The sequence below is a fragment of the Sphingopyxis sp. SE2 genome (genome assembly GCF_032227185.1).
Taxonomy (GTDB): domain Bacteria; phylum Pseudomonadota; class Alphaproteobacteria; order Sphingomonadales; family Sphingomonadaceae; genus Sphingopyxis.
The window spans coordinates 1,483,405-1,505,177 of the sequence record NZ_JAPMXW010000001.1; the positions used below are offsets into that span (position 1 = coordinate 1,483,405).

Genomic DNA, 21,773 nt, shown 5'->3' on the forward strand with positions numbered 1-21,773 from the left:
AAGCCCGATGCGCCTCGACGATTATGATCCCGGAGACGATATTCGCGATCTGGGCCGGGGCGGCGGCGGTTTCGGCGGCGGCGGAGGCGGTGGTCTCGGCGGGCTGCTGATCGGTTTCCTGCCGATGCTGCTCGGGCGCAAAATGGGCTGCGGGACGATCCTGCTGCTCGGCGCGGTGGCGTTCTTCGTGCTCGGCCCCGGCTCCAACATGTTGAATCTCGGCAGCGGGACGAGCGATCCGATGGCCGACAGCCGCAGCGGTGCCAACGTCGCCTGCGACACCCAGGCCGAACGCTTCGCATGCAACGTCTTCGGCTCGACGCATCAGGTGTGGAGCGAACTCATCAGCGGCTATCAAAGGCCGGCGCTCAACTTCTTCACCGAACGGAACCAGTCGGGCTGCGGCGCGGCGCAAGCGGCGATGGGCCCCTTCTATTGCCCCGCCGATCAGGGCGTCTATCTCGACACCGCCTTCTTCCGCGAACTCGAACAGCGTTTTGGCGCCGCGGGCGACGCCGCGCAGGCCTATGTCGTCGCGCACGAGGTCGGCCATCATATCCAGACGATCAGCGGCATCTCGAACCAGGTTCGCCAAGCGCAGGCGCGCGCCTCGCAGGCCGAGGGCAACCAGTTACAGGTTCGCATGGAATTGCAGGCCGACTGCTACGCCGGCGTCTGGGCATCGCGCGCGCGCAACAGCGCTGGCCAGCCGGTGATGGAACCGGGCGATATGGAGGAAGCGATGCGCGCCGCCAACGCGATCGGCGACGACACGCTGATGCGCTCGGCGGGGCAGCGCCCCGTCCCCGAAAGCTTCACCCACGGGACGAGCGAGCAGCGCATGACTTGGCTCCGCCGCGGCCTGCAGACGGGGGACCCGCGCCAGTGCAACGCCTTCGATACCGCCATCTGACCGCCGCGCTCGCGGCATCCCTCTTGGCGGCATCGCCGGCGTCGGCCGAAACGCTCTATATCGTGGCCGGGCGGCTGATCGACGGCGTGTCCGAAACCGCCCGCACCGGCCAGTGCATCACGGTTGAGGCCGAGCGGATCAAGGCGGTCGGCGCGTGCGGGCAAACGCCCGAAGGCGCAACGCGGCTCGACTGGTCGGCCTTCACCGTCCTCCCCGGCCTGATCGACCTCCACACCCACCTCGCCGACCTCGGCCAGAGCGCCGATCTCGCCGCGCCGATGAAGGCCTCGCCCGCCGAAACCGCGCTCGTCGGCGCGCGCAACGCGCGCGTCACGCTCGAAGCGGGCTTCACCAGCGTCCGCGACGTCGGCACCTATCGCGGCCTCACCGATGTGGCGCTCCGCAATGCGATCGACCGCGGCGACGTTCCCGGACCGCGCATGTGGGTCGCGGGCGCCTATCTCACCATCCCCAAGGGCGGCGGCGAACTCAACGGCGTCGTCCCGAACGAAGAGTTGCCGCCCGACATGCGCCTCGGGGTCGCCGCGACGCCCGAGGAAGCGGCGGCCAAGACGGCGTATCTGCTCGACCATGGTGCCGATTTCATCAAGACGATCGCGACCGGCGCGGTGCTCGCGATCGGCACCGAACCCGGCGCGCCCGAACTGACGCCCGAACAACTCCGCGCGATCGTAAAGGTCGCGCATGCGCGCGGCAAAAGGGTCACCGCGCACGCGCACGGCGCCGAAGGGATCAAAAATGCGATCCGCGCCGGCGTCGACAGCATCGAGCACGCCAGCCTCGCCGACGAAGAGGCGCTGCAACTCGCGAAAAAGCACGGCACCTGGCTCGCGATGGACATCTACAACGGAACCTATATCGACGAGGTCGGCACGAAAGAGGGCTGGCCCGAGGAATATCTGCGCAAGAACCGCGAGACGACCGACGCGCAGCGCGCCGCCTTCCGCCGCGCGGTCGAGCTCGGTGTCAACATCGGCTATGCGACCGACGCCGGGGTCTATCCGCACGGGCTCAACGCGCGCCAGTTCCGCAATATGGTCAAATACGGGATGACCCCGATGCAGGCGATCCAGTCGGCGACCGGCCGCGCCGCCGAGGAAATGGGGCGCGGCGACGTCGGCGTGATCGTTCCCGGCCGCTATGCCGACTTCGTCGCGGTCAGGGCCGACCCGCTCGCCGACATCGGCGTGCTCGAAAAGATCGACCATGTGATGAAGGGCGGCGTGCTGGTGCGCTGACGGCGGGTTTCAGCCCCTCTCCATCATCGTCACCCCGGACCTGATCCGGGGTCCATTAGCGCGACGCCGGAGGATTGGATCCCGGATCAAGCCCGGGATGACGACGTCAACTATGCTCGACCTCGTGCACCGCCTTCTTGCCGCGCACCTTCTTGACCGCCGCAATCTGCGCCCGCCCGATCCGCGACGCGGCATGAACCTCTGCCCGCGCGAGCAGCAGCGCCAAATCCTCGCGGCCGATGTCGAACGTCTCGCCCAGATCGTCGAGCGCGGCGTCGATGTCGTCCATCAGCAGCCCCGCCGGCGCCGCAGCGACCGCGGGCTTGCCTTCGACCGCCGCCGCGCGGTGCGGATAGCTGTGCCCCGAAAAGCGGTGAAAGACCCAGCCCGCCGCGACGAGGAGCAGCGAATTGACGAGCATCGGCAGCAGCAGGTGCGCGGCGTGCCCCGATTGCAGCGCATGGCCGCCGATCACCGCGCTCAGCGCCGCGGCGCCCCCCGGCGGATGCAGGCAGCGCAGCAGCGACATGATCAGGATCGCGCCGCCCACCGCCAGCGCCGCCGCGAGCGCCGGCTCCGGCACCATTCCCGTGACGATCACCCCGAACGCCGCCGACAGGACATTGCCGCCGACGATCGACCAGGGCTGTGCGAGCGGGCTCGCGGGGACCGCGAACAGCAGCACCGCCGACGCGCCGACCGGCGCGACGATCCACGGCGTCGCCGCTGGAAAGAACAGCACGCAAAACACGCCCGCGACCGCGATCCCGATCAGCGCGCCGACGCTGCCGATCGCGCGGTCGCGCAGGCTCGCGCCCGCCAGCAGCGGCACGAACAAACGGATGGTGGTGGTCGACAGCGCCCGGAACAAGCGATTCTCCTCTTTCGGGCCGCGCCGATGGACCATTATGGCGCTGCGATCCAGACAGCTTTGATTGAACGGCGCGAAGTTCGATTTACGATCACCCTTGAACCAGCCGGTCGCGCCGCTAAACCGCTTTCATGCGAAACCAACTCCTTGCCAGCGCGATCGCGCTCGCCGCCGCCCTTTCCACCCCCGCCCTCGCCCGTCCGATGACCGAAGTCGACCTCGCGACGCTGAAGCGTGTTGCCGCGCCGACGGCGTCGCCCGACGGCCGCTGGGTTGTCTTCCAGATGACCGAGACCGAGGCGGAAACCTACAAAAGATCGACCGGCCTCTGGCTCGTCGACCGTCAGACGAAGGGCGCAAAGCCGGCACCGATCGCCGACACCGCGGGCAAGAACGAGACCTCGCCTGCCTTCGACAAGGACGGCTTCCTCTATTTCCTCTCGAACGCCTCGGGCAAGGATCAGGTCTGGCGCATCGATCCGAAAGCGGGCGGCGCCGCGACGCAGGTGACCGACACCCACGCCGACGTCGCGGGCTTCAAAATCTCGCCCGACGCGACCAAGCTGCTCGCCTGGGGTGACATCGCCAAGGAGTGCACCGACTTCGGCTGCGAGGCAAAGGACAAGGGCGCGCTGACCGGCCCCGGCACCGGCCGTCTCTACAAGGATGGCGCAGGTTTCGTGCGTCACTGGGACCATTGGGAAACCCCCGGCACCTACAGCCGCCCCTTCGTCTTCAACCTCGCAGGCGGCAAGGCGATGGCCGCGCGGCCGGCCGACGGCAATCTGATTGGCGACACCCCCTCGAAGCCCTTCGGCGGCGGCGAGGAACTTGCATGGGGTGCCGACAGCCGCACGGTATTCTTCACTTTGCGCAAGGCCGACCGGAACGAGCCGATGTCGACCAATCTCGACATCTACAGCTGGCTCGTCGACAGCCGGATGGCACCGGTCAATCTGACGCAGGACAATCAGGCGACCGACACGCTGCCGACGCCGTCGCCCGACGGCAAATGGCTCGCTTACGTCGCGATGGCGCGCCCGGGTTACGAGGCCGACCGGCTCGTGCTGATGCTGCGCAACCTCGAAAACGGCGAGACGAAGAAGCTCACCAACGCGTGGGACCGCTCGGTCGGCTCGATCGCCTGGGCCCCCGACAGCAAGTCGCTCTACGTCACCGCGCAGGACACGCTCGAACATCCGGTCTTCCGCGTCGATGCCGCGACGGGCAAGGTCGAGAAATTGAAGGCGTCGCCCGATGAATATGCGGGCAATATCGGCGATGTCACCCCGCTCCCCGGCGGCGCCCTCCTCTATTCGCGCAACAGCGCGCTCGCGCCGACCGACCTCTTCGTCCGCGATGCCAAGGGCAAGGTCGGCCAGCTCACCGACGTCAACGCCGCGACCCTCGCCACATTCGATCCGGTAAAGCTCGAAAAGATCGAGTTCGCCGGTGCGAACGGCGACAAGGTCTGGGGCATGATCCTCAAACCCGCGAACAGCACGGGCAAGCTGCCGGTCGCCTTCATCGTCCATGGCGGGCCGCAGGGCAGCTTCGGCAACAGCTGGTCGACGCGCTGGAACCCGCGCCTCTTCGCGCAGCAGGGTTATGGCGTCGTCACCGTCGATTTTCACGGCTCGACTGGCTATGGGCAGGCCTTCACCGACAGCATCAACAAGGATTGGGGCGGCAAGCCGCTCGAGGACCTCAAGCTCGGCCTCGCCGCCGCGGGCCAGCAGGATGCGCAGCTCGATCTCAATAACGCCTGCGCACTCGGCGCCTCCTACGGCGGCTATATGATGAACTGGATCGCGGGCCAGTGGACCGACGGCTTCAAATGCCTCGTCCAGCACGATGGCGTCTTTGATCTTCGCGCGATGGCGTTCGAGACCGAGGAGCTGTGGTTCGACGAATGGGACCATGGCGGCCCCTGGTGGGAACGCACCGACCCCGAAAAGTGGAACCCGGTCAATCATGTCGACAAGTGGAAGACCCCGATGCTGGTGATCACCGGCGAAAAGGATTTCCGTATCTCGTACAGCCAGGGCCTCGCCGCCTTCACCGCGCTCCAGCGCCGGAATGTTCCGTCGCAATTGCTCGTCTTCCCCGACGAAAATCACTGGGTGCTCAAGGGGGCGAACAGCGTCCAGTGGCACCAGACGGTGTTCAACTGGCTGGGTGAGCATCTGAAGAAGTAGGCCGACTTTTCTGCATCGTCACCCCGGACTTGATCCGGGGCCTGCCTTCTTGACGAAAAGAAAGGCGGGTGCCGGGTCAAGCCCGGCATGACGAGGTAGATAGGGCTGTTCCAGCTATCCCCCCTTGCCGCCTCGCCCCCCGGCTGGCAAAGGCGCCCGGCTATGCCGATGGAAAAAACCTTCGATCCCGCCGCTATCGAGGCGAAATGGGCCCATGAGTGGGAAAGCCGCGGGCTGTTTCGCCCGTCGCGCCCCGACGCGACCCCCTTCACGATCGTCAACCCGCCGCCGAACGTCACCGGCGCGCTGCACATCGGTCATGCGCTCGACAACACGCTGCAGGACGTGCTCGTCCGCTACGAGCGGCTGCGCGGCAAGGACGCGCTGTGGGTGGTCGGCATGGACCATGCCGGCATCGCGACGCAGATGGTCGTCGAACGCCAGCTCAACGAGCGCCAGCAGAAGCGCACCGATTTCACGCGCGACGAATTCGTCGACAAGGTCTGGGAATGGAAGGCCGAAAGCGGCGGCCAGATCACCGGCCAGCTCCGCCGCCTCGGCTGCTCGATGGACTGGAGCCGCGAGCAGTTCACGATGGATCCGCATTTCACCGAGGCCGTCGTGAAGGTCTTCGTCGACCTGCACAAGAAGGGCCTGATCTACCGCGACAAGCGGCTCGTGAACTGGGATCCGGCACTCAAGACCGCGATCTCGGACCTTGAGGTCGAATCGCGCGAAGTGCCGGGCCATATGTGGCATTTCAAATATCCGCTCGCGGGCGGCGAAACCTACACCTATGTCGAGCGCGACGCCGACGGCAACGTCGTGCTGCAGGAAGAGCGCGACTATATCGCGATCGCGACGACGCGCCCCGAAACGATGCTCGGCGACGGCGCGGTCGCGGTGCACCCCGACGACGAACGCTACCGCCCGATCGTCGGCAAATATTGCGAAATCCCGGTCGGGCCGAAGGAACATCGCCGCCTGATCCCGATCATCACCGACGAATATCCCGATCCGCATTTCGGGTCGGGCGCGGTCAAGATCACCGGCGCGCACGACGAGAATGACTATGGCGTCGCGCAGCGGGGTGGCATCCCGATGTACCGGCTGATGGACGAGGTCGCGGCGATGCGCGCCGACGGGGCGCCCTATGCCGAAGCCGCCGCGCGCGCGGTCGAGATCGCGAAGGGCGCGACCGCGACCCCGGCCGAAATCGACGCGCTCAACCTCGTTCCCGAGGAATATCGCGGGCTCGACCGCTACGAAGCGCGGAAACGCGTCGTCGCCGACATCGACGCCGAGGGCCTGATGGTCAAGGTCGAGGACAAGCTGATCATGCAGCCCTTCGGCGACCGCGGCGGCGTGGTGATCGAACCGATGCTCACCGACCAATGGTATGTCGACGCCAAGACACTCGCGCAGCCGCCGATGCAGGCCGTGCGCGACGGACGCATCAACATCGTGCCGAAGACGTGGGAGAAGACCTTCTTCAACTGGATGGAGAATATCCAGCCATGGTGCGTCTCGCGCCAGCTCTGGTGGGGCCACCGCATCCCGGCCTGGTACGCCGACGATGGCCGCATCTTCGTCGCCGAGACCGAGGAAGAGGCGCAGGAACAGGCAGGCGCGGAAGTCGCCCTCACCCGCGACGAGGATGTGCTGGACACCTGGTTCTCCTCCGCGCTCTGGCCCTTCGCGACGCTCGGCTGGCCCGAGAATACCGAGCTGCTGAAGCGCCACTACCCCAACGACGTCCTCATCTCGGGCTTCGACATCCTCTTCTTCTGGGATGCGCGCATGGCGATGCAGGGCATGGAGTTCATGGGCGATGTGCCGTGGAAGACGCTCTATCTCCACGGCCTCGTCCGCGCGCCCGACGGCGCGAAGATGTCGAAGTCGAAGGGCAATGTCGTCGATCCGCTCGGACTGATCGACCAGTATGGCGCCGACGCGCTGCGCTTCTTCATGTCGGCGATGGAAAGCCAGGGCCGCGACATCAAGATGGATGACGCGCGCCTCGCGGGCTATCGCAACTTCGCGACGAAGCTGTGGAACGCCGCGCGTTTCTGCGAAGCCAATGGCATTTCGGCCTCGACCAGCTTCGAAGCGCCGTCCGCGACGCGCCCGGTCAACCGCTGGATCATCGGAGAAGTCGCCGCGACCGTCACCGCGATGGAAAGTGCCTTCGCCGCCTATCGCTTCGACGAAGCCGCGAACGCGATCTACAGCTTTGCGTGGGACCGCTTCTGCGACTGGTATCTTGAGCTGATCAAGGGAAGCATCGACGAAGAGACCAAGGCCGTCGCCGGCTGGGTGCTCGACCAGATCCTCGTCATGCTCCACCCCTTCATGCCCTTCATCACCGAAGAGCTGTGGACCGGGCTCGGCGACCGCGCCGATTATCCGCTGATCACCGCCAAATGGCCCGCGCCGAACGCCGCACGCGATGCCGACGCCAGCGCTGATATCGACTGGCTGATCAAGCTCGTGAGCGAACTGCGCACCGCCAAGGCCGAACTCGGCCTGCCGCCGGGCGCGCGCCTCACCGCGCATTTCCCGGCATCGCTGAAATCCCGCACCGACAAGCTCGCGGCGCAGCTCGACCGCCTCGCGCGCCTCGAAAGCGTCAGCTTCGACTCCGCCCCCGCGGGCGCATCGGCGCAGCTCGTCGTCGAGGGCGAGACGATCACTGTCCCGCTCGAGGGCGTGATCGACATCGCCGCCGAACGCGACCGGCTGACCAAGGCGCTCGCCGCCGCGACGAAGGAACGCGACGGCCTCGCCGGCCGCCTGAACAATCCCTCCTTCGTCGAACGCGCCAAGCCCGAAGCGGTCGAAAAAGCGCGCGCCGACCACGCCGCAAAGGAGGCCGAAGCCGACCGCCTGACCGCCGCACTGGCCCGCTTGGGGTGAGTGACGGCGAAAGCCCCGTCACGCCGACGCCCGTCGCGGCGGCGGCCGATCCCGCCGCGAGCCCAATCCCGCCGCGCCAGACCGCGCGCGACGGGCGGATGGATCTGACCCACGGCCCGATCACCAAAACGCTGATCCTCTTCGCGCTGCCGACGCTCGCGTCGAACATCCTCCAGACGCTCTCGGGGTCGGTGAACGCGATCTGGGTCGGGCAATTCCTCGGCGAAGGCGCGCTCGCCGCCACCGCCAACGCCAACATCATCATGTTCCTGATGTTCGGCGCCTTCTTCGGTTTCGGCATGGCGGCGACCGTCCTCATCGGCCAGTCGATAGGTCGCGGCGACGTCGACGCCGCGCGCCGCGCGACCGGCGGCGTCATCGGCCTCGCGCTGATCTTCTCGGTCGTGATCGCGGTCGTCGGCTGGTTCGCGTCGGATCGCATATTGCGCTGGCTCGAAACCCCGCCCGAGGCCTTCGCGCTCGCGCACGATTATCTCCGCGTCACCTTCCTCGCCGTCCCCGCCTCGATGCTGTCGGTGACGCTGATGATGGCATCGCGCGGCGCGGGCGATGCGATAACGCCCTTGCGCTTCATGATCCTCGCGGTGGTGCTCGACATCGTCTTCAACCCCGTGCTGATCCTCGGCCTCGGCCCCTTCCCGCGCCTCGGCATCGCGGGCAGCGCGCTCGCCACCGCCGCCGCCGGCACGATCAGCCTCGCGGGCATGATCGGCTGGTTCTATGCGAAGAACCATGTCCTGCGCCTGCGCGGCCGCGAACTATCCTATCTCTACCCCAAATGGTCGGAGCTGCGTTTCATCATCGGCCGCGGCCTGCCGATGGGCGCGCAGATGCTCGTCATCTCGGGCGCCGGGCTCGTCATGGTCGGCCTCGTCAACCGCGAGGGGCTGGTCACCGCCGCCGCCTATGGCGCGACGCTCCAGCTCTGGAACTATATCCAGATGCCCGCGCTCGCGGTCGGTGCGGCGGTCAGTTCGATGGCGGCGCAGAATATCGGCGCGAACCGCTGGGACCGCGTCGCGTCGGTGACGAACAGCGGCATCATGATCAACCTCGCGATGACCGGGGCGCTCATCGTCCTGCTCCTGATCTTCGACCGCGCCGCGCTCGCCCTCTTCCTCGGCAGCGAGAGCTCCGCGATCGAGGTCGCGCGCAATATCCAGCTCATCGCGACCTGGACCTTCCTGCCTTTCGGTACGACGATCGTGCTGATCAGCACGTTGCGCGCCAACGGATCGGTCGTGCCGCCGCTCGTCATCCTCTTCCTGTCGATGTTCCCGATCCGCCTCGGCATCTATTATTTCGGTTATCCGACGGTGGGCAGCGACATCCTCTGGTGGAGCTTTCCCTCGTCGTCGCTCGCCTCGCTCGCGATGGCGTGGGCGATCTACCGGCGCGGCAACTGGCGCCGCACGCTGCCGCAACCCGCCGGCTGACCGGCGGCCGCTTTCGACCAAGGCGCGCGCAGCTTCGACTGGCGGCCCGGCGCCCGCTAGCCATCGACCGGCTTTTGCCGCTAAAGCAACGTCAATGAATGTGACAAACCGCAAAGACGCGCTGCGCGACCAGCGCGCGAAAATGCTGGCAGCGGCGCCCGACTGGCGCGCCTCCGACGCCCGCGTCAACCCGCGCGTCGCGATCGGGTCGATCATCGCGATGTGGCTGATCTATTTCCTGATCACCACGGGGCTCGCGATGCTGACGGGCGCGCCTGATCAATGGTCCTATGCCGGCCGCCGCGCGATCGTCGTCATCGCGGGTATATTGTGCACCTTCGTCCTCTATCAGCTGCTCCAGCGCGCGCAGCCGCAAAGCTTCGGCGCCCGCCTTGCCGCGGCGATGGGCGCCGCGATCCCCCTCGTGGTCGTCTATGCGACGATCAACCTGCTCGTCTTCTTCTATTGGTTTCCCGCACCCGACACCGCGAAGATCATCGAGGAAGTGCAGTCGAAATTTCCCGTCGCCTGGGAAATGGTCCTGATCCTCGACAGCTCGATCCGCTGGTACTTCTTTTTCGCCGTATGGGCGGCGCTTTACGTCGCTTTCGGCTATGCCAACGAAATGCGCGCGGTCGAACGGCGCGCCAATCATTTCCGAATTGAAGCGCAAACCGCGCAGCTTCGCGCACTCCATTACCAGGTCAATCCGCATTTCCTCTTCAACACGCTCAACTCGCTGTCAACGCTGGTCCTGAAGGGATCCAAAAGCGAGGCCGAGACGATGATCATGAACCTCTCGTCCTTCCTCCGCTCGAGCCTGGCGGTCGACCCCGAACAGCTCGTCAGCCTCGACGAGGAAATCGCGCTTCAACGCCTCTATCTCGACATCGAACAGACGCGCTTTCCCGACCGGCTCCAGGTCGAAGTGACGATGCCCGACGAGCTGAAAAACGCCTGCGTGCCGGTGCTGATCCTGCAACCGATCATCGAAAATGCGATCAAATACGGCGTTTCGCCCAGCAAGGGCAAAATCGCGATCCGCCTTGCCGCCAGCGCCGAATTTGGGCTGCTCATCCTTCGCATCGAGAATGACATCGACCCCAGGGCGCCGGTTCCCGCCTCGGGCACCGGCCTCGGCCTCGGCAATGTCCGCGAGCGCCTGCTGACGCGCTATGGCCCCACCGCCGGCTGCGAATGGGGCCCGTCGGACGATGGCGGTTTTGTGGTATCACTGTGGCTGCCGCTGGCTAGGGAGGCTTGCTGACCCTCATGATACAGACGCTTCGCACCCTGATCGTCGACGACGAACCGCTCGCGATCGAGCGCCTGCAAATCCTCGCCGGCCAACAGGATGGCGTCGCGCTCGTCGGCACCGCGAGCGACGGTGCGTCGGCGCTGCGGATGGTCGACGCGCTCGCGCCCGACCTCGTGCTCTGCGACATCGCGATGCCCGACCTCAACGGGCTGGAGGTCGCCGCGGCGATCGAGGCCATGGACAATCCGCCCGCGGTCGTTTTCGTCACCGCCTTCGATCGCTATGCCGTCGCGGCATTCGACGTCGCCGCGGTCGACTATCTGCTCAAACCCGTGTCGCCCGACCGCCTCGCGCGCGCGCTGTCGCGCGTCCGCGAATGGCGGATGACCGAGCGGACGCCCGCGCAAAAGAGCAAGTGGATCAACGAATTCTGGGTCCAGAACCGCGGCGAGATGCTGCGCATCGACGCGGGCCAAGTCGACCTCATCGAGGCAGAGCGCGACTACATGCGCCTGCACGTCGGCGGCCGCAGCTGGCTCATTCACCAGACGATCAAGTCACTGGAAGCGCGCATGGACCCCGACCAGTTCATGCGCATCCACCGCTCGAAGATGATCCGCCGCGAAGGGATCGTCGGATTGAAACATCATGGCGACGGCGCGTGGAGCGTCGATCTGGGCGAAGGCGGCATCCACCGCATCGGCCGCACCTATTTGCACGACGTCAAGGCGATCATGCACGCCTGACGAAACGGCGGCCATGCCGCCGGCTCGCTGGAAGATGTCACCTTGGGTGAGGAGCGGACATATGCTCCTCTCCCCTTGAGGGAGAGGATAGCGCAGCTTGCTCCCTTGGGAGCTAGCGAAGCTTGGAGAGGGGGTGCGACGCCGGCGGACGCAAACCCCCTCTCAACTTCGGCTAGGCAGCAAGCTGCCAAGCCTTCGTATCTCTCCCTCAAGGGGAGAGATATCAAACCATCCAATGGCAGCTACCACAAAAAAGGCGGTCATGCCGTTGGGCAAGACCGCCTTCTTGGGACGACATACGGCCGGGGTTGGTCAGGGAGCGGCGACGACCACCGGCCCTTGGTCGGCCAGTCGCGTGCCGCCGCCGTTGAACAGCGCGGCAAGCTTCGTTTCGGCATCGCGCGTCGCGTGCGCCATGCACTCGCGCTCGGCGACGCGCTCGCGCAGCGTCACGCGGCTCGGCGATCCGCAAACCTTCTGGACGGCCATCTTGACGCGGGTCGTCAACCGTTCGCGGCCGCGTTCGCTCGACAGGTTCAGATCGTCATACGACACGGTAACGCTCCGCGTGTCGTCTTGCGCGAAAGCGGGCGCAGCGAGGCCGGCCGTCGCCAGCGGCACTGCCAGCAGCATGAGGGAAAATTTCGCCATGGGGGAGTCCTCTCTACAAGGGATGCGGGATACCGGATCGCGGACCGGGGAGACCGTCTTCCGATATCCCGCAACACGGGTAATACTCTTTGGACGTCATGGGATTCATCTTTGGATCGATGGGGGCGAACGGCCGCTCGATTTACGGACGAAGTGCGTCCATCCGTCGACGAATGGCCGGCGGCGGGGCAATATCATGGCGCCGGACTTGCATTGAACACGCGCTTGGGGTCAAATCCGCCAGTGGCCAGGAAATTATCTTTCGTTGCGAGTCGGCGCGGCGGCGAATTGCTGCTCCGCTTGCTGCTGCTCGCGCTGGCGGGAGCACTCGCCGGAGTGCTGCTGGGCGACAAGAGTGCCGAACCGCTTGCGGCAGCGCGCATCGGCGATGATCCCGCCTCCTATGCGCAGTACAGCGCCAACCCCGACGCGCGCGTACCGCAGGGCGAAACCGCCGCCCCGTGCTTCGCTTGCCCCGACAGCTATGGCGTCGCGGCCCGGCTTCGCGTCGAACGCGAGTCAAGGATGGAGAATGCCTTCCGCGAACTCGGCGCCGTCGACCTCGACGCGCCGCTGCCGGACGAACGGGTCCCCGAACCCGCCCCCGAACCCGCCGACGATGGCTACCAATATGGCGGTCGCTTTCCCGACCCCGGCCCGCGGCTCGAAACGCTCGCGCCCGAAGACATAGCCCTACCGGTTACGGAAAAGGGAACCCCGCCCGTCGAAACGCCTGTCGCGCCGACGACGAAATATTGAGAATCTTGAACGGATTTAGTTCAATCTACAACAAATGAGCTGTTCGTCCTGAGCTTGTCGAAGGGCCGTCATTCCTTTGCTACGTCAAAAAACAGGACGGTGCTTCGACAAGCTCAGCACGAACGGATGGGCGTTGCAGATTAACTGCTCGCCGCATTCCAAATTCTCCAGCCCCTACTTCGGCGGCACGGGCGCGGGCGGCGCGCAGCGCGTCGTATCGCCCGCCTTGCACGCCGCGACGTCGGCCTCCCATTTGATCCGCTCTTCGGCCGACATGGCGGCCACGCGCGCCTTTTCGGCCTCATAGGCCGCGGTTTCATCGGCATAGACCTGCTGGTCGTGCGCCACCTGCTGCTGCGCCGCCGACACTTCCTGTGCATAAATCGTGTTGTCGGAACGCGCGCGCGCGGCCTGTTCGGCGTTGAGCCGCGCCGTATTCGCGCGCTCCTCCGGCGTTGTGCCGTCGGGCGCCTTCTCTTCGGCGGCGGGCGCGGGCGTCGCCGCGGGTTCGGTAGCGGGGGCCGCTTCGGGCGCCCGCCAAGCCATCGCCTGGCCCGACGAAAGCAGCGCGAAAGCGGCGGTCGCCGCCCAAATCCTTCTGGTCATCGAAGTCACTCCTTCAAATCATTCCTGTCCGGCGGTCGAACGCTTGGTCCGGTGGACCGTTCCCGCCGATTTGACCTCGGGCGGGGCAGCCGCCATGCTGGAGTTCACCCTGTCCGATCGGCCGCCCCTTTGCCAGCACCCCCTAAACGCCCGCTCACCAAACATCCCCTCAACCGCCCGGTATTTTTCACGCCGCTGGCGGTGCTGCTCGCCGCCGTCATCCTCAGCCTGTGGCAGGGCGCAGCCGTCGTCGCGGCCGAAACCGCGATCAACGACTGGATCCTTCGCAATTTCTCGCCGCTTTTCGCCTGGGCGGGGATCGGCTTTCTGGCGCTGCTCGCGAGCATCGCTCTCTCGCCGCTCGGCGGGCGGATCATCGGCGGCCCGGGTGCGACGCCCATTCTCTCGCGCTGGCGCTGGTTCGCGGTAACCCTCTGCACCACCATCGCCACCGGCATCCTCTTCTGGGGCGCGGCCGAGCCCTTGTTCCACCTCAACGATCCGCCCGCGATGCTCGGGCTAGAGCCCGGCAGCGACGCCGCCGCGACCTTCGCGATGTCGACGATGTTCCTGCACTGGACGCTGACGCCCTACGCGATCTACACCGTCGCCGGGCTCGCCTTCGCGCTGGTCTATTACAACCGCCGCGAGCCCTTCAGCCTTTCGTCGCTCTTCGTCCCGCTGCTCGGCCAGCGCGCGCATGGCGTAGCGGGCGTCGCGATCGACATCCTTTGCCTCTTCGCGCTCGTCGCCGGCATGGCCGCCTCACTCGGTGCCGGCGTTCTCGCGCTCGCCGGCGGGATCGAAGGGCTCGGCGGTTTCACGGGCGGCGCGCCGCTCCGCTGGACGATCGCCGGCGCGATTGTCGCGACCTTCATCCTGTCGGCCGCGCTCGGCCTCCAGCGCGGCATCACGCGCCTCTCGCTCTTCAATATTTGGCTGTTCTTCGCGATTCTGTTGTTCGTGCTGATCGCGGGGCCGGCGGACAGGCTCGCCGGGCTCGGCATCGCGGGCGCGGCCGATCACGTCGCGACATTCCTGCCACGCAGCATCGGTGTCGACGTCGATCCCGAATGGCACCGACAATGGACGATCTTCAACTGGGGCAACTGGTTCGCTTGGGCCCCGGTCACCGCACTTTTCCTCGGCCGCCTCGCGGTCGGTTACACCGTCCGCGCCTTCATCCTGTTCAACCTGCTGCTCCCGTCGCTATTCGGTGCGGCATGGATGACGATCATCGCCGGCACGACCATCGCCCTCGACCAGCAATCGGGCGGCAACCTTTACGCCGTGCTTAGCAGCGTCGGCCCCGATCCGCTCCTCTATCGGCTGTTCGACCAGCTCGGCGGCGGCCTGCCGGTTCTCACCTTGCTGATCGGCGCGATCTTCATCTCCTACGTCACCGCGGCGGACAGCAATGTCTCGGCGATGAGCGCGCTCTCGACGCACGGCATCTCCCCCGAAACGCCGGAGGCGCCGCTGATGGTCAAGATCGTTTGGGGCGCGACCGTCGGGCTGGTCGGAACGATCCTCGTCGCTGCCGGCGGGATCGGCGGCATCCGCATGATGTCGGTGCTTGGCGGGTTCCCTGCGCTCTTCATCATTCTGGGCGCCGCGCTCTCGTTGCTCGCGATAGCGGTACGGGGACGGCACGAGGCCGCCCCCGCCCGGTCCTGAGAAAGGGGTCCCAGGACCTACCAGATTTTCGTGCGTTCTTCGGGCTTCAGATAGTATTTGGCGCCCGCGTCAACGCCGAACGCCTTGTACCACGCATCGACGTTGCGCACGGGACCGATGATGCGCCAGCGCGCGGGGCTGTGGGGGTCGCTCGCCACCTGCTGCTTGATCGCGTCGTCGCGCGCCTTGTCGCGCCACGCCTGCGCAAAGGCGAGGAAGAAGCGCTGATCGCCGGTCAGCCCGTCGATCACTGGCGCTTCCTTGCCGCCAAGCGAGCGGTGATAGGCATCATAAGCGACCTCCAGCCCCGCGAGGTCGGCGATATTCTCACCCATCGTCAGGTCGGGATTGATGAAGGCGCCGGGCGCCGCCTCATAGGTCGCATATTGCGAGCCGAACGCCTTCGCCTGGGCATCGAAACGCGCCGCGTCCTCGGCGGTCCACCAGTCGCGCACCGCGCCCTCGGCGTCGATCTTGCGGCCCTGATCGTCGAACCCATGGGTGATCTCATGGCCGATCACCGCGCCGATTGCGCCGTAATTGACCGCATCGTCGACGCTCTCGCTGAAATAGGGCGCCTGCAATATGCCCGCCGGAAACACGATCTTGTTCTCCAGCCCGCCATTATAGGCGTTCACCGTCTGCGGGTTCATCGCCCATTTCTTGCGATCGACGGGCTTGTTCAGGTCCGACAGGGCATAGGCATATTCGAAGGCCGAGCTGCGCTTCACATTGCCGTAAAGATCGACGGGGTCGATCTTCAGCTCCGAATAGTCGCGCCATTTGTCCGGATAGCCGACCATCACGTCCATCTTCGCGAGCTTGGCAAGCGCTGCATCCTTCGTGGCGGGCGCCATCCAGCTGTTGGCCCGGATGCGATCGCCCATCGCGAGCTTCAGGTTCGCGACGAGCGTCTCCATCTTGGCTTTGGCCCTCGCAGGGAAATATTGCTTCGAATAGGTCTCGCCGACCAGTTCGCCGAGGCTGCCGTCGACGAGCGTCAGCCCGCGTTTCCAGCGCGGACGCAGCTCGCCGACCCCGCTCAGCGCCTTCGTATATTCGAAGCGACTGTCGACGAACGTCTTGTCGAGATAGGGCGCCGCATTGTCTGCGACATGGAACTGCTGCCACAGCTTGATCGTGTCGAGCGGGGTCTTGGCATAGAGCGCGGCGATGTCGCGAATTGCGGTCTTCTCGTTGACGATGATGCGTTTCTGCGGCGCGATGCCGGCGCCGTCGAACCACGCTTTCCAATCGAGCCCCGGCGCATAGGCGGCGAGTTCGTCCGACGACATCGGGTTGTTGATCTTGCCGATGTCGCGGCGATCGGCGATCGCCCAGCTGACCTTCGCGATCTCGGTCTCGAACGCCATGATCGCGTCGGCCGCCCTTTCGGGGTCGGCGTTGCCCGCCATCTTCATCGTCCGCGCGATATAGGCGCGATAGGCGTCGCGCTGCGGCTTGAAGCTGTCGTTCAGATAATAGTCGCGTTCGGGCAGGCCGATCCCCGCTTGGCCGAGCCAGAGCACGTTGACGGTCGGATCGGCGGTATCGGCATAGGGGCCGCCGCTGACGATCGTCGAACCGAATGTCCCCTGCGTGCTGCCCATGAAACGCGCCATGGCGCTCTTGTCCGCGATCGCCGAGACCGCGGCGATGTCGGCCATCAGCGGCTTCGTGCCGAGCGCCTCGACCCGCGCCTCGTCCATGAAGCTCTGATAAAGGCCGCCGACCTGACTCGTCGCAGGCGCGCTCGTCACAAGTTGGCGAAGCTGCCGCTGGGTCAGATTATAGACGTCATAATCGACCCCCGCCGAGGCCTGGTCGGCCGGAATCTCGGTTCGGGCGAACCAGCCGCCGTTCGCATATTTGTCGAAATCGTCACCCGGCTTCACCGAAGTGTCGCGCGCGCCCAAATCGACACCCCATTTTCCGAAGGTCAGGGCCGTCAGCGCATCTTCCGCCGGGGCATCGTCCCCGCCCGTTTCCGCCGCCGCCTTGAGCATATCCCGCGCATCGACGTCATTCGCCATGGCGGGCGTCGCAACCAGCGCTACCGCAATCGCCAGCCCCGCGACGCTCGAAGTGAAATTCTTCATATCCCCAGTCTCCCATTCCCCGGCGCCGCGTGTAGACGCGGCGCGCATGGCCATCCTTGTCCGCCCGCCGCGCCGGAGGGTCAAGCGAGCGGCCCGACGCTGGTCGAAGCCTTTGTGGGGTTGGTGGAAACACCCGCATTGCGGCGCCGCATCGGGCCACCTATCTATGCGGCGAACGGGCGCAAACCGCCCTTGCGCTATCAGAACAAATCTGGAACAAATCCCTCCCATGAGTCTCACCCATATTTCGGTTCGCGGTGCGCGCGAACACAACCTCAAGGGCGTCGACGTCGACCTGCCGCGCGACGCGTTGATCGTCATCACCGGCCTGTCGGGCAGCGGCAAATCGTCGCTCGCCTTCGACACCATCTATGCCGAGGGCCAAAGGCGCTATGTCGAGAGCCTCTCGGCCTATGCCCGCCAGTTTCTCGAGATGATGCAGAAGCCCGATGTCGAGCATATCGACGGGCTTTCGCCGGCGATCAGCATCGAGCAGAAGACGACGAGCCGAAACCCCCGCTCGACCGTCGCGACCGTCACCGAAATCTACGACTATATGCGTCTGCTTTGGGCGCGCGTCGGCATCCCCTATTCGCCCGCGACGGGGGAACCGATTTCGGCGCAGACGGTCAGCCAGATGGTCGACCGCGTGATGGAGCTGCCCGAGGGTACGCGCGCCTATCTGCTCGCTCCCGTCGTGCGCGGCCGCAAGGGCGAGTATAAGAAGGAGCTCGCGCAGTGGCAGAAGGACGGCTTCACGCGCGTCCGCATCGACGGCGAGTTCTACGAAATCGGCGAGGCGCCGGCGCTCGACAAGAAATACAAGCATGATATCGAGGTGGTCGTCGACCGTATCGCGGTGCGCGAAGGGCTGGAGACGCGGCTGGCCGACAGTTTCGAGACGGCGCTGAAACTTGCCGAAGGTGTCGCGTATGTCGACATGGCCGATGGGGAGGTTCCGGGGCGCGGGGGCGAGGTCGGCGGGGCGATGAAGGGCGCGGGCATACCGGCCAACCGCTTGATTTTCAGCGAAAAATTTTCCTGCCCGGTCAGCGGCTTCACGATCGCCGAGATCGAACCGCGATTGTTCAGCTTCAACGCGCCGCAGGGCGCGTGTCCGGCGTGCGACGGGCTCGGCGAGCGGCTGGAATTCGACCCCGAACTCGTCGTCCCCAACCACGCGCTGAGCCTGAAAAAAGGCGCGGTCGTGCCGTGGGCGAAGTCGAACCCGCCCTCGCCTTATTATATGCAAGTGCTTGAAAGCCTGGGCAAAGCTTATGACTTCGGGCTCGACACGCCGTGGCAGGACCTGCCCGGCGCGGTGCAGCAGATCATCCTCCACGGCACCGGCGGCATGCCCGTCGAGCTGACCTTCAAGGACGGCAAGCGCACCTATACGACGCACAAGGCGTTCGAAGGTGTCATCGGCAACCTCAACCGCCGGATGTTGCAGACCGAGAGCGCGTGGATGCGCGAGGAGCTGGGAAAGTACCAGACCGCACAGCCGTGCGAAACGTGCCACGGCGCGCGGCTGCGCCCCGAACCGCTCGCGGTGAAGATCGCGGGCGAGGACATCAGCATGTCGGCGCAGCGGTCGGTGGCGGACGCGCTCGATTGGTTCAGCACGCTCGACGAGAAGCTGAACGACACGCAGCGGCAGATCGCGAAGGCGATCCTGAAAGAGATCAACGAACGGCTGGGCTTCCTCAACAATGTCGGGCTCGACTATCTCAACCTCAACCGCACCAGCGGCACGCTCAGCGGCGGCGAGAGCCAGCGCATCCGCCTCGCGAGCCAGATCGGCAGCGGCCTGTCGGGCGTGCTTTATGTGCTCGACGAGCCGAGCATCGGGCTGCACCAGCGCGACAACGACCGGCTGCTCGCGACGCTGAAGCGGCTCCGCGACCTCGGCAACACGGTGATCGTCGTCGAGCATGACGAGGATGCGATCCGCCACGCCGACTATGTCGTCGACATGGGCCCCGGCGCGGGCGTCCATGGCGGCGAGATCGTCGCCGAGGGCACGCTGAAACAGGTGCTCGCGAACAAGAAGAGCCTGACCGCGGCGTATCTGACCGGCGCGAAGAAGATCGAGGTGCCGGCGCACCGCCGCCCCGGCAACGGCTTCGACCTGGTGCTGAAAGGCGCGCGCGCGAACAATCTCCAGAATGTCACCGCGACGATCCCGCTCGGCACCTTCACCTGCGTCACCGGCCTGTCGGGATCGGGCAAGTCGAGCCTGATCATCGACACGCTTTACGCGAGCGCGGCGCGCGTGCTCAACGGCGCGCGGCTGGTCGCGGGGCCGCACGACAGCCTCTCCGGCCTCGAACATTGCGACAAGGTGATCGACATCGACCAGTCGCCGATCGGCCGCACCCCGCGGTCGAACCCCGCCACTTATACAGGAGCCTTCACGGTGATCCGCGACTGGTTCGCGGGGCTGCCCGAGGCGCAGGCGCGCGGGTACAAGCCGGGGCGTTTCAGCTTCAACGTCAAGGGCGGGCGCTGCGAGACGTGCACCGGCGACGGGCTGATCAAGATCGAGATGCACTTCCTGCCCGACGTCTATGTGACGTGCGAGACGTGCCACGGCAAACGATATAACCGCGAAACGCTGGAGGTGAAGTTCAAGGGGATGAGCATCGCCGACGTGCTCGACATGACGGTCGAGGATGCGGCGGAGTTTTTCAAGGCGGTGCCCGCGATCCGCGACAAGATGGCGATGCTCGTCCGCGTCGGGCTCGGCTATATCAAGGTCGGGCAGCAGGCGACGACGCTGTCGGGGGGCGAGGCGCAGCGGGTGAAGCTGGCCAAGGAACTGTCGCGCCGCTCGACCGGGCAGACGCTCTATATCCTCGACGAGCCGACCACCGGCCTGCATTTCGAGGATGTCAGGAAGCTGCTCGAAGTGCTGCAGGCGCTGGTCGATCAGGGCAACAGCGTCGTGGTGATCGAGCATAACCTCGATGTCATCAAGACCGCCGACTATATCCTCGACCTCGGCCCCGAAGGCGGCGTCAAGGGCGGCGAAATCGTCGCGGCGGGGACCCCCGAGCAGGTGGTGAAGGAAAAGCGCAGCTTTACCGGACAATATCTGGCGCCGTTGCTGGCAGGGTAACCGAACAGCCGCGCGGGCGGCGGCCACTGCACCCGAACCGGCGCGCTTCCTTTCAGAAAGAGGCGCCGCCTTCGCCTCCGCGCGATGGCCGGAATGGAACCAGATTGGAACGAATCGCGATTGATTATTCGATCGCGCCGAATAGCCTTGCCCTTTGCTTGCGGGGGTGGGCGGGATGACCAGATCGAATTCGGCAATCGCGGCGATATCGATGTTCGCCGTCGGCTTGTCCGCATGCACGAGCGGCGGCGCGGCGCGCGTCGAGCCCGCGCATGTGATGCTGTACGACAAGGCGCGCAACTGCGAAGTCGACCGCCCCGACCCGGCGGGGATCGGACCGCGCAAGAGCGGGTCGCCCCGGCCGGGCGCGATCGCGCTCGACTGTTTCCGTTTCCCCTCGTCGAACCCCGGCAAGGAATTTGCCTATGAGCTGGCGCTGAAAAGCGATCTCGACCGCAACCGGCTGGCCTTTGTCCTGCTGAGCCAGGCCGACACGATCTGCATCGTCGAAAAATCGCTGATGCTGGAACGGCAGGCCGAGGTGAACGGCTGGCTGAGCATCGCGACGACGGGGCTGTCGGTGGCATCGACGATCGTGACGGGCGATCAGGCGAGCAATATATTGTCAGGCGGCGCCGCCTTTACCAGCGGATCGCGCGACCATGTGAACACGCATGTCTATCGCAACCAGATCATCCAGACGGTGACGACCGCGATCGACACCAAGCGCGGCGAGGCGCTGGCCGATATCCTGACCAATTTGAAGAAAAAGAAGGAAGAATATTCGATCGACGCGGCGATCCGCGACGTCAACGCCTATCACCAGCTCTGTTCGTTCGGAACCGGGCTGCAACTGGTGATGGAGGCGGTCGAAAAGCAGGCCGCCTATGAAGAGGCGATCAAGCTGAACCATATCGACACCGAATTGTCGCGGCTGGAACGCGACCTGCGCACGGCGGGCCGGACGTCGGAGGAAGGCAAGGCGATCATTACGCAGATGAACGCGCTGCGCGAGGCGCGCATCCTGCGCAGCACCGACGTCGACCTGAACCCGCCCGATCCCGACGACGCGACCGGGCAGGTGGTAACCCCCGCCGCACCGGGCGACGGGACGCCGGTCGTGACGCCCGACCCCGCAGCGGGCGGCGGCGACGGCGAAGCGGAAGGCGATACGGCGGCGCCGGATGGCGCGGTCCAGCCGGCGATCGTTCCCGCCACGGAGGATGAGGGATAGGCACGGGC

Annotated in this window: 15 protein-coding genes; 11 read left to right on the forward strand and 4 right to left on the reverse strand. The window is 65.9% G+C overall.

Annotated elements, in window-relative coordinates:
• Window positions 1-7: 7 nt before the first annotated feature.
• On the forward strand, window positions 8-913 hold the full coding sequence (locus OVY29_RS07065) for a neutral zinc metallopeptidase (RefSeq protein WP_313911136.1): 906 nt from the start codon (window positions 8-10) through the stop codon (window positions 911-913).
• A complete protein-coding gene (locus tag OVY29_RS07070) occupies window positions 886-2,172 on the forward strand; it encodes a metal-dependent hydrolase family protein (protein ID WP_037556830.1) in 1,287 nt (428 codons plus the stop codon). The genes OVY29_RS07065 and OVY29_RS07070 overlap by 28 nt, the downstream gene beginning before the upstream one ends.
• 106 nt (window positions 2,173-2,278) lie before the next feature.
• Here OVY29_RS07070 and OVY29_RS07075 read toward each other — a convergent pair whose 3' ends face one another.
• Window positions 2,279-3,043, reverse strand: a complete 765-nt coding sequence (locus OVY29_RS07075) for an HPP family protein (protein ID WP_235211574.1) — start codon at window positions 3,041-3,043, stop codon at window positions 2,279-2,281.
• Between the two features lie 131 nt (window positions 3,044-3,174).
• Between OVY29_RS07075 and OVY29_RS07080 the strand changes: the two genes are divergently transcribed.
• The 5 genes from OVY29_RS07080 (at window position 3,175) to OVY29_RS07100 (ending at window position 11,618) form a co-directional block, all read left to right on the forward strand.
• A complete protein-coding gene (locus OVY29_RS07080; RefSeq protein ID WP_037556831.1) occupies window positions 3,175-5,241 on the forward strand; it encodes an alpha/beta hydrolase family protein in 2,067 nt (688 codons plus the stop codon).
• A 162-nt stretch (window positions 5,242-5,403) separates the two neighbouring features.
• Window positions 5,404-8,157, forward strand: a complete 2,754-nt coding sequence (locus OVY29_RS07085; RefSeq protein ID WP_037556832.1) for a valine--tRNA ligase — start codon at window positions 5,404-5,406, stop codon at window positions 8,155-8,157.
• Entirely contained in the window at window positions 8,154-9,614 is a 1,461-nt protein-coding gene (locus OVY29_RS07090; RefSeq protein ID WP_313911137.1) for an MATE family efflux transporter, read from the forward strand. Before OVY29_RS07085 ends, OVY29_RS07090 begins: the two co-directional genes overlap by 4 nt.
• Before the next feature lie 94 nt (window positions 9,615-9,708).
• A complete protein-coding gene (locus OVY29_RS07095; RefSeq protein ID WP_313911138.1) occupies window positions 9,709-10,881 on the forward strand; it encodes a sensor histidine kinase in 1,173 nt (390 codons plus the stop codon).
• 5 nt (window positions 10,882-10,886) lie between these two features.
• The gene (locus tag OVY29_RS07100) at window positions 10,887-11,618 is read left to right on the forward strand and encodes a LytR/AlgR family response regulator transcription factor (RefSeq protein WP_037556834.1); all 732 of its coding nucleotides are present in this window, start codon (window positions 10,887-10,889) and stop codon (window positions 11,616-11,618) included.
• Window positions 11,619-11,930: 312 nt separating this feature from the next.
• On the opposite strand, the gene OVY29_RS07105 is transcribed toward OVY29_RS07100, so the two are convergent.
• Complete coding sequence (locus OVY29_RS07105; protein WP_081933170.1) at window positions 11,931-12,269, reverse strand: UrcA family protein; 339 nt, start codon at window positions 12,267-12,269, stop codon at window positions 11,931-11,933.
• Window positions 12,270-12,557: 288 nt separating this feature from the next.
• Between OVY29_RS07105 and OVY29_RS07110 the strand changes: the two genes are divergently transcribed.
• Window positions 12,558-13,028: a hypothetical protein gene (locus OVY29_RS07110; protein ID WP_037556836.1), complete on the forward strand. Its 471-nt coding sequence runs from the start codon at window positions 12,558-12,560 to the stop codon at window positions 13,026-13,028.
• 174 nt (window positions 13,029-13,202) lie between these two features.
• On the opposite strand, the gene OVY29_RS07115 is transcribed toward OVY29_RS07110, so the two are convergent.
• Complete coding sequence (locus OVY29_RS07115; RefSeq protein ID WP_037556837.1) at window positions 13,203-13,634, reverse strand: hypothetical protein; 432 nt, start codon at window positions 13,632-13,634, stop codon at window positions 13,203-13,205.
• A 129-nt stretch (window positions 13,635-13,763) separates the two neighbouring features.
• Between OVY29_RS07115 and OVY29_RS07120 the strand changes: the two genes are divergently transcribed.
• Window positions 13,764-15,311 carry a BCCT family transporter gene (locus tag OVY29_RS07120; protein ID WP_037556838.1) on the forward strand — a complete coding sequence of 516 codons (1,548 nt, stop codon included), beginning with the start codon at window positions 13,764-13,766 and terminating at the stop codon, window positions 15,309-15,311.
• Between the two features lie 17 nt (window positions 15,312-15,328).
• Here the strand turns inward: OVY29_RS07120 and OVY29_RS07125 are convergent, their stop codons facing one another.
• Window positions 15,329-17,410 (reverse strand): M13 family metallopeptidase, encoded by a 2,082-nt coding sequence (locus OVY29_RS07125; RefSeq protein WP_037556839.1) that lies wholly within the window; start codon window positions 17,408-17,410, stop codon window positions 15,329-15,331.
• A 229-nt stretch (window positions 17,411-17,639) separates the two neighbouring features.
• Between OVY29_RS07125 and uvrA the strand changes: the two genes are divergently transcribed.
• Together uvrA and OVY29_RS07135 are read left to right on the forward strand one after the other, a co-directional pair.
• Entirely contained in the window at window positions 17,640-20,531 is a 2,892-nt protein-coding gene (gene uvrA / locus OVY29_RS07130) for an excinuclease ABC subunit UvrA (protein ID WP_313911139.1), read from the forward strand.
• A gap of 175 nt (window positions 20,532-20,706) precedes the next feature.
• Window positions 20,707-21,765 carry a hypothetical protein gene (locus OVY29_RS07135; protein ID WP_052182458.1) on the forward strand — a complete coding sequence of 353 codons (1,059 nt, stop codon included), beginning with the start codon at window positions 20,707-20,709 and terminating at the stop codon, window positions 21,763-21,765.
• Window positions 21,766-21,773: the final 8 nt, after the last annotated feature.

Excerpts from the sequence above, each read along its gene's own strand:
- OVY29_RS07085 (WP_037556832.1), top strand. The coding sequence starts at position 5,404 with ATGCCGATGGAAAAAACCTTCGATCCCGCCGCTATCGAGGCGAAATGG.
- OVY29_RS07065 (WP_313911136.1), top strand. The coding sequence starts at position 8 with ATGCGCCTCGACGATTATGATCCCGGAGACGATATTCGCGATCTGGGC.
- OVY29_RS07100 (WP_037556834.1), top strand. The coding sequence starts at position 10,887 with ATGATACAGACGCTTCGCACCCTGATCGTCGACGACGAACCGCTCGCG.
- OVY29_RS07135 (WP_052182458.1), top strand. The coding sequence starts at position 20,707 with ATGACCAGATCGAATTCGGCAATCGCGGCGATATCGATGTTCGCCGTC.
- OVY29_RS07105 (WP_081933170.1), bottom strand. The coding sequence starts at position 12,269 with ATGGCGAAATTTTCCCTCATGCTGCTGGCAGTGCCGCTGGCGACGGCC.
- OVY29_RS07125 (WP_037556839.1), bottom strand. The coding sequence starts at position 17,410 with ATGAAGAATTTCACTTCGAGCGTCGCGGGGCTGGCGATTGCGGTAGCG.
- uvrA (WP_313911139.1), top strand. The coding sequence starts at position 17,640 with ATGAGTCTCACCCATATTTCGGTTCGCGGTGCGCGCGAACACAACCTC.
- OVY29_RS07080 (WP_037556831.1), top strand. The coding sequence starts at position 3,175 with ATGCGAAACCAACTCCTTGCCAGCGCGATCGCGCTCGCCGCCGCCCTT.
- OVY29_RS07115 (WP_037556837.1), bottom strand. The coding sequence starts at position 13,634 with ATGACCAGAAGGATTTGGGCGGCGACCGCCGCTTTCGCGCTGCTTTCG.
- OVY29_RS07095 (WP_313911138.1), top strand. The coding sequence starts at position 9,709 with ATGAATGTGACAAACCGCAAAGACGCGCTGCGCGACCAGCGCGCGAAA.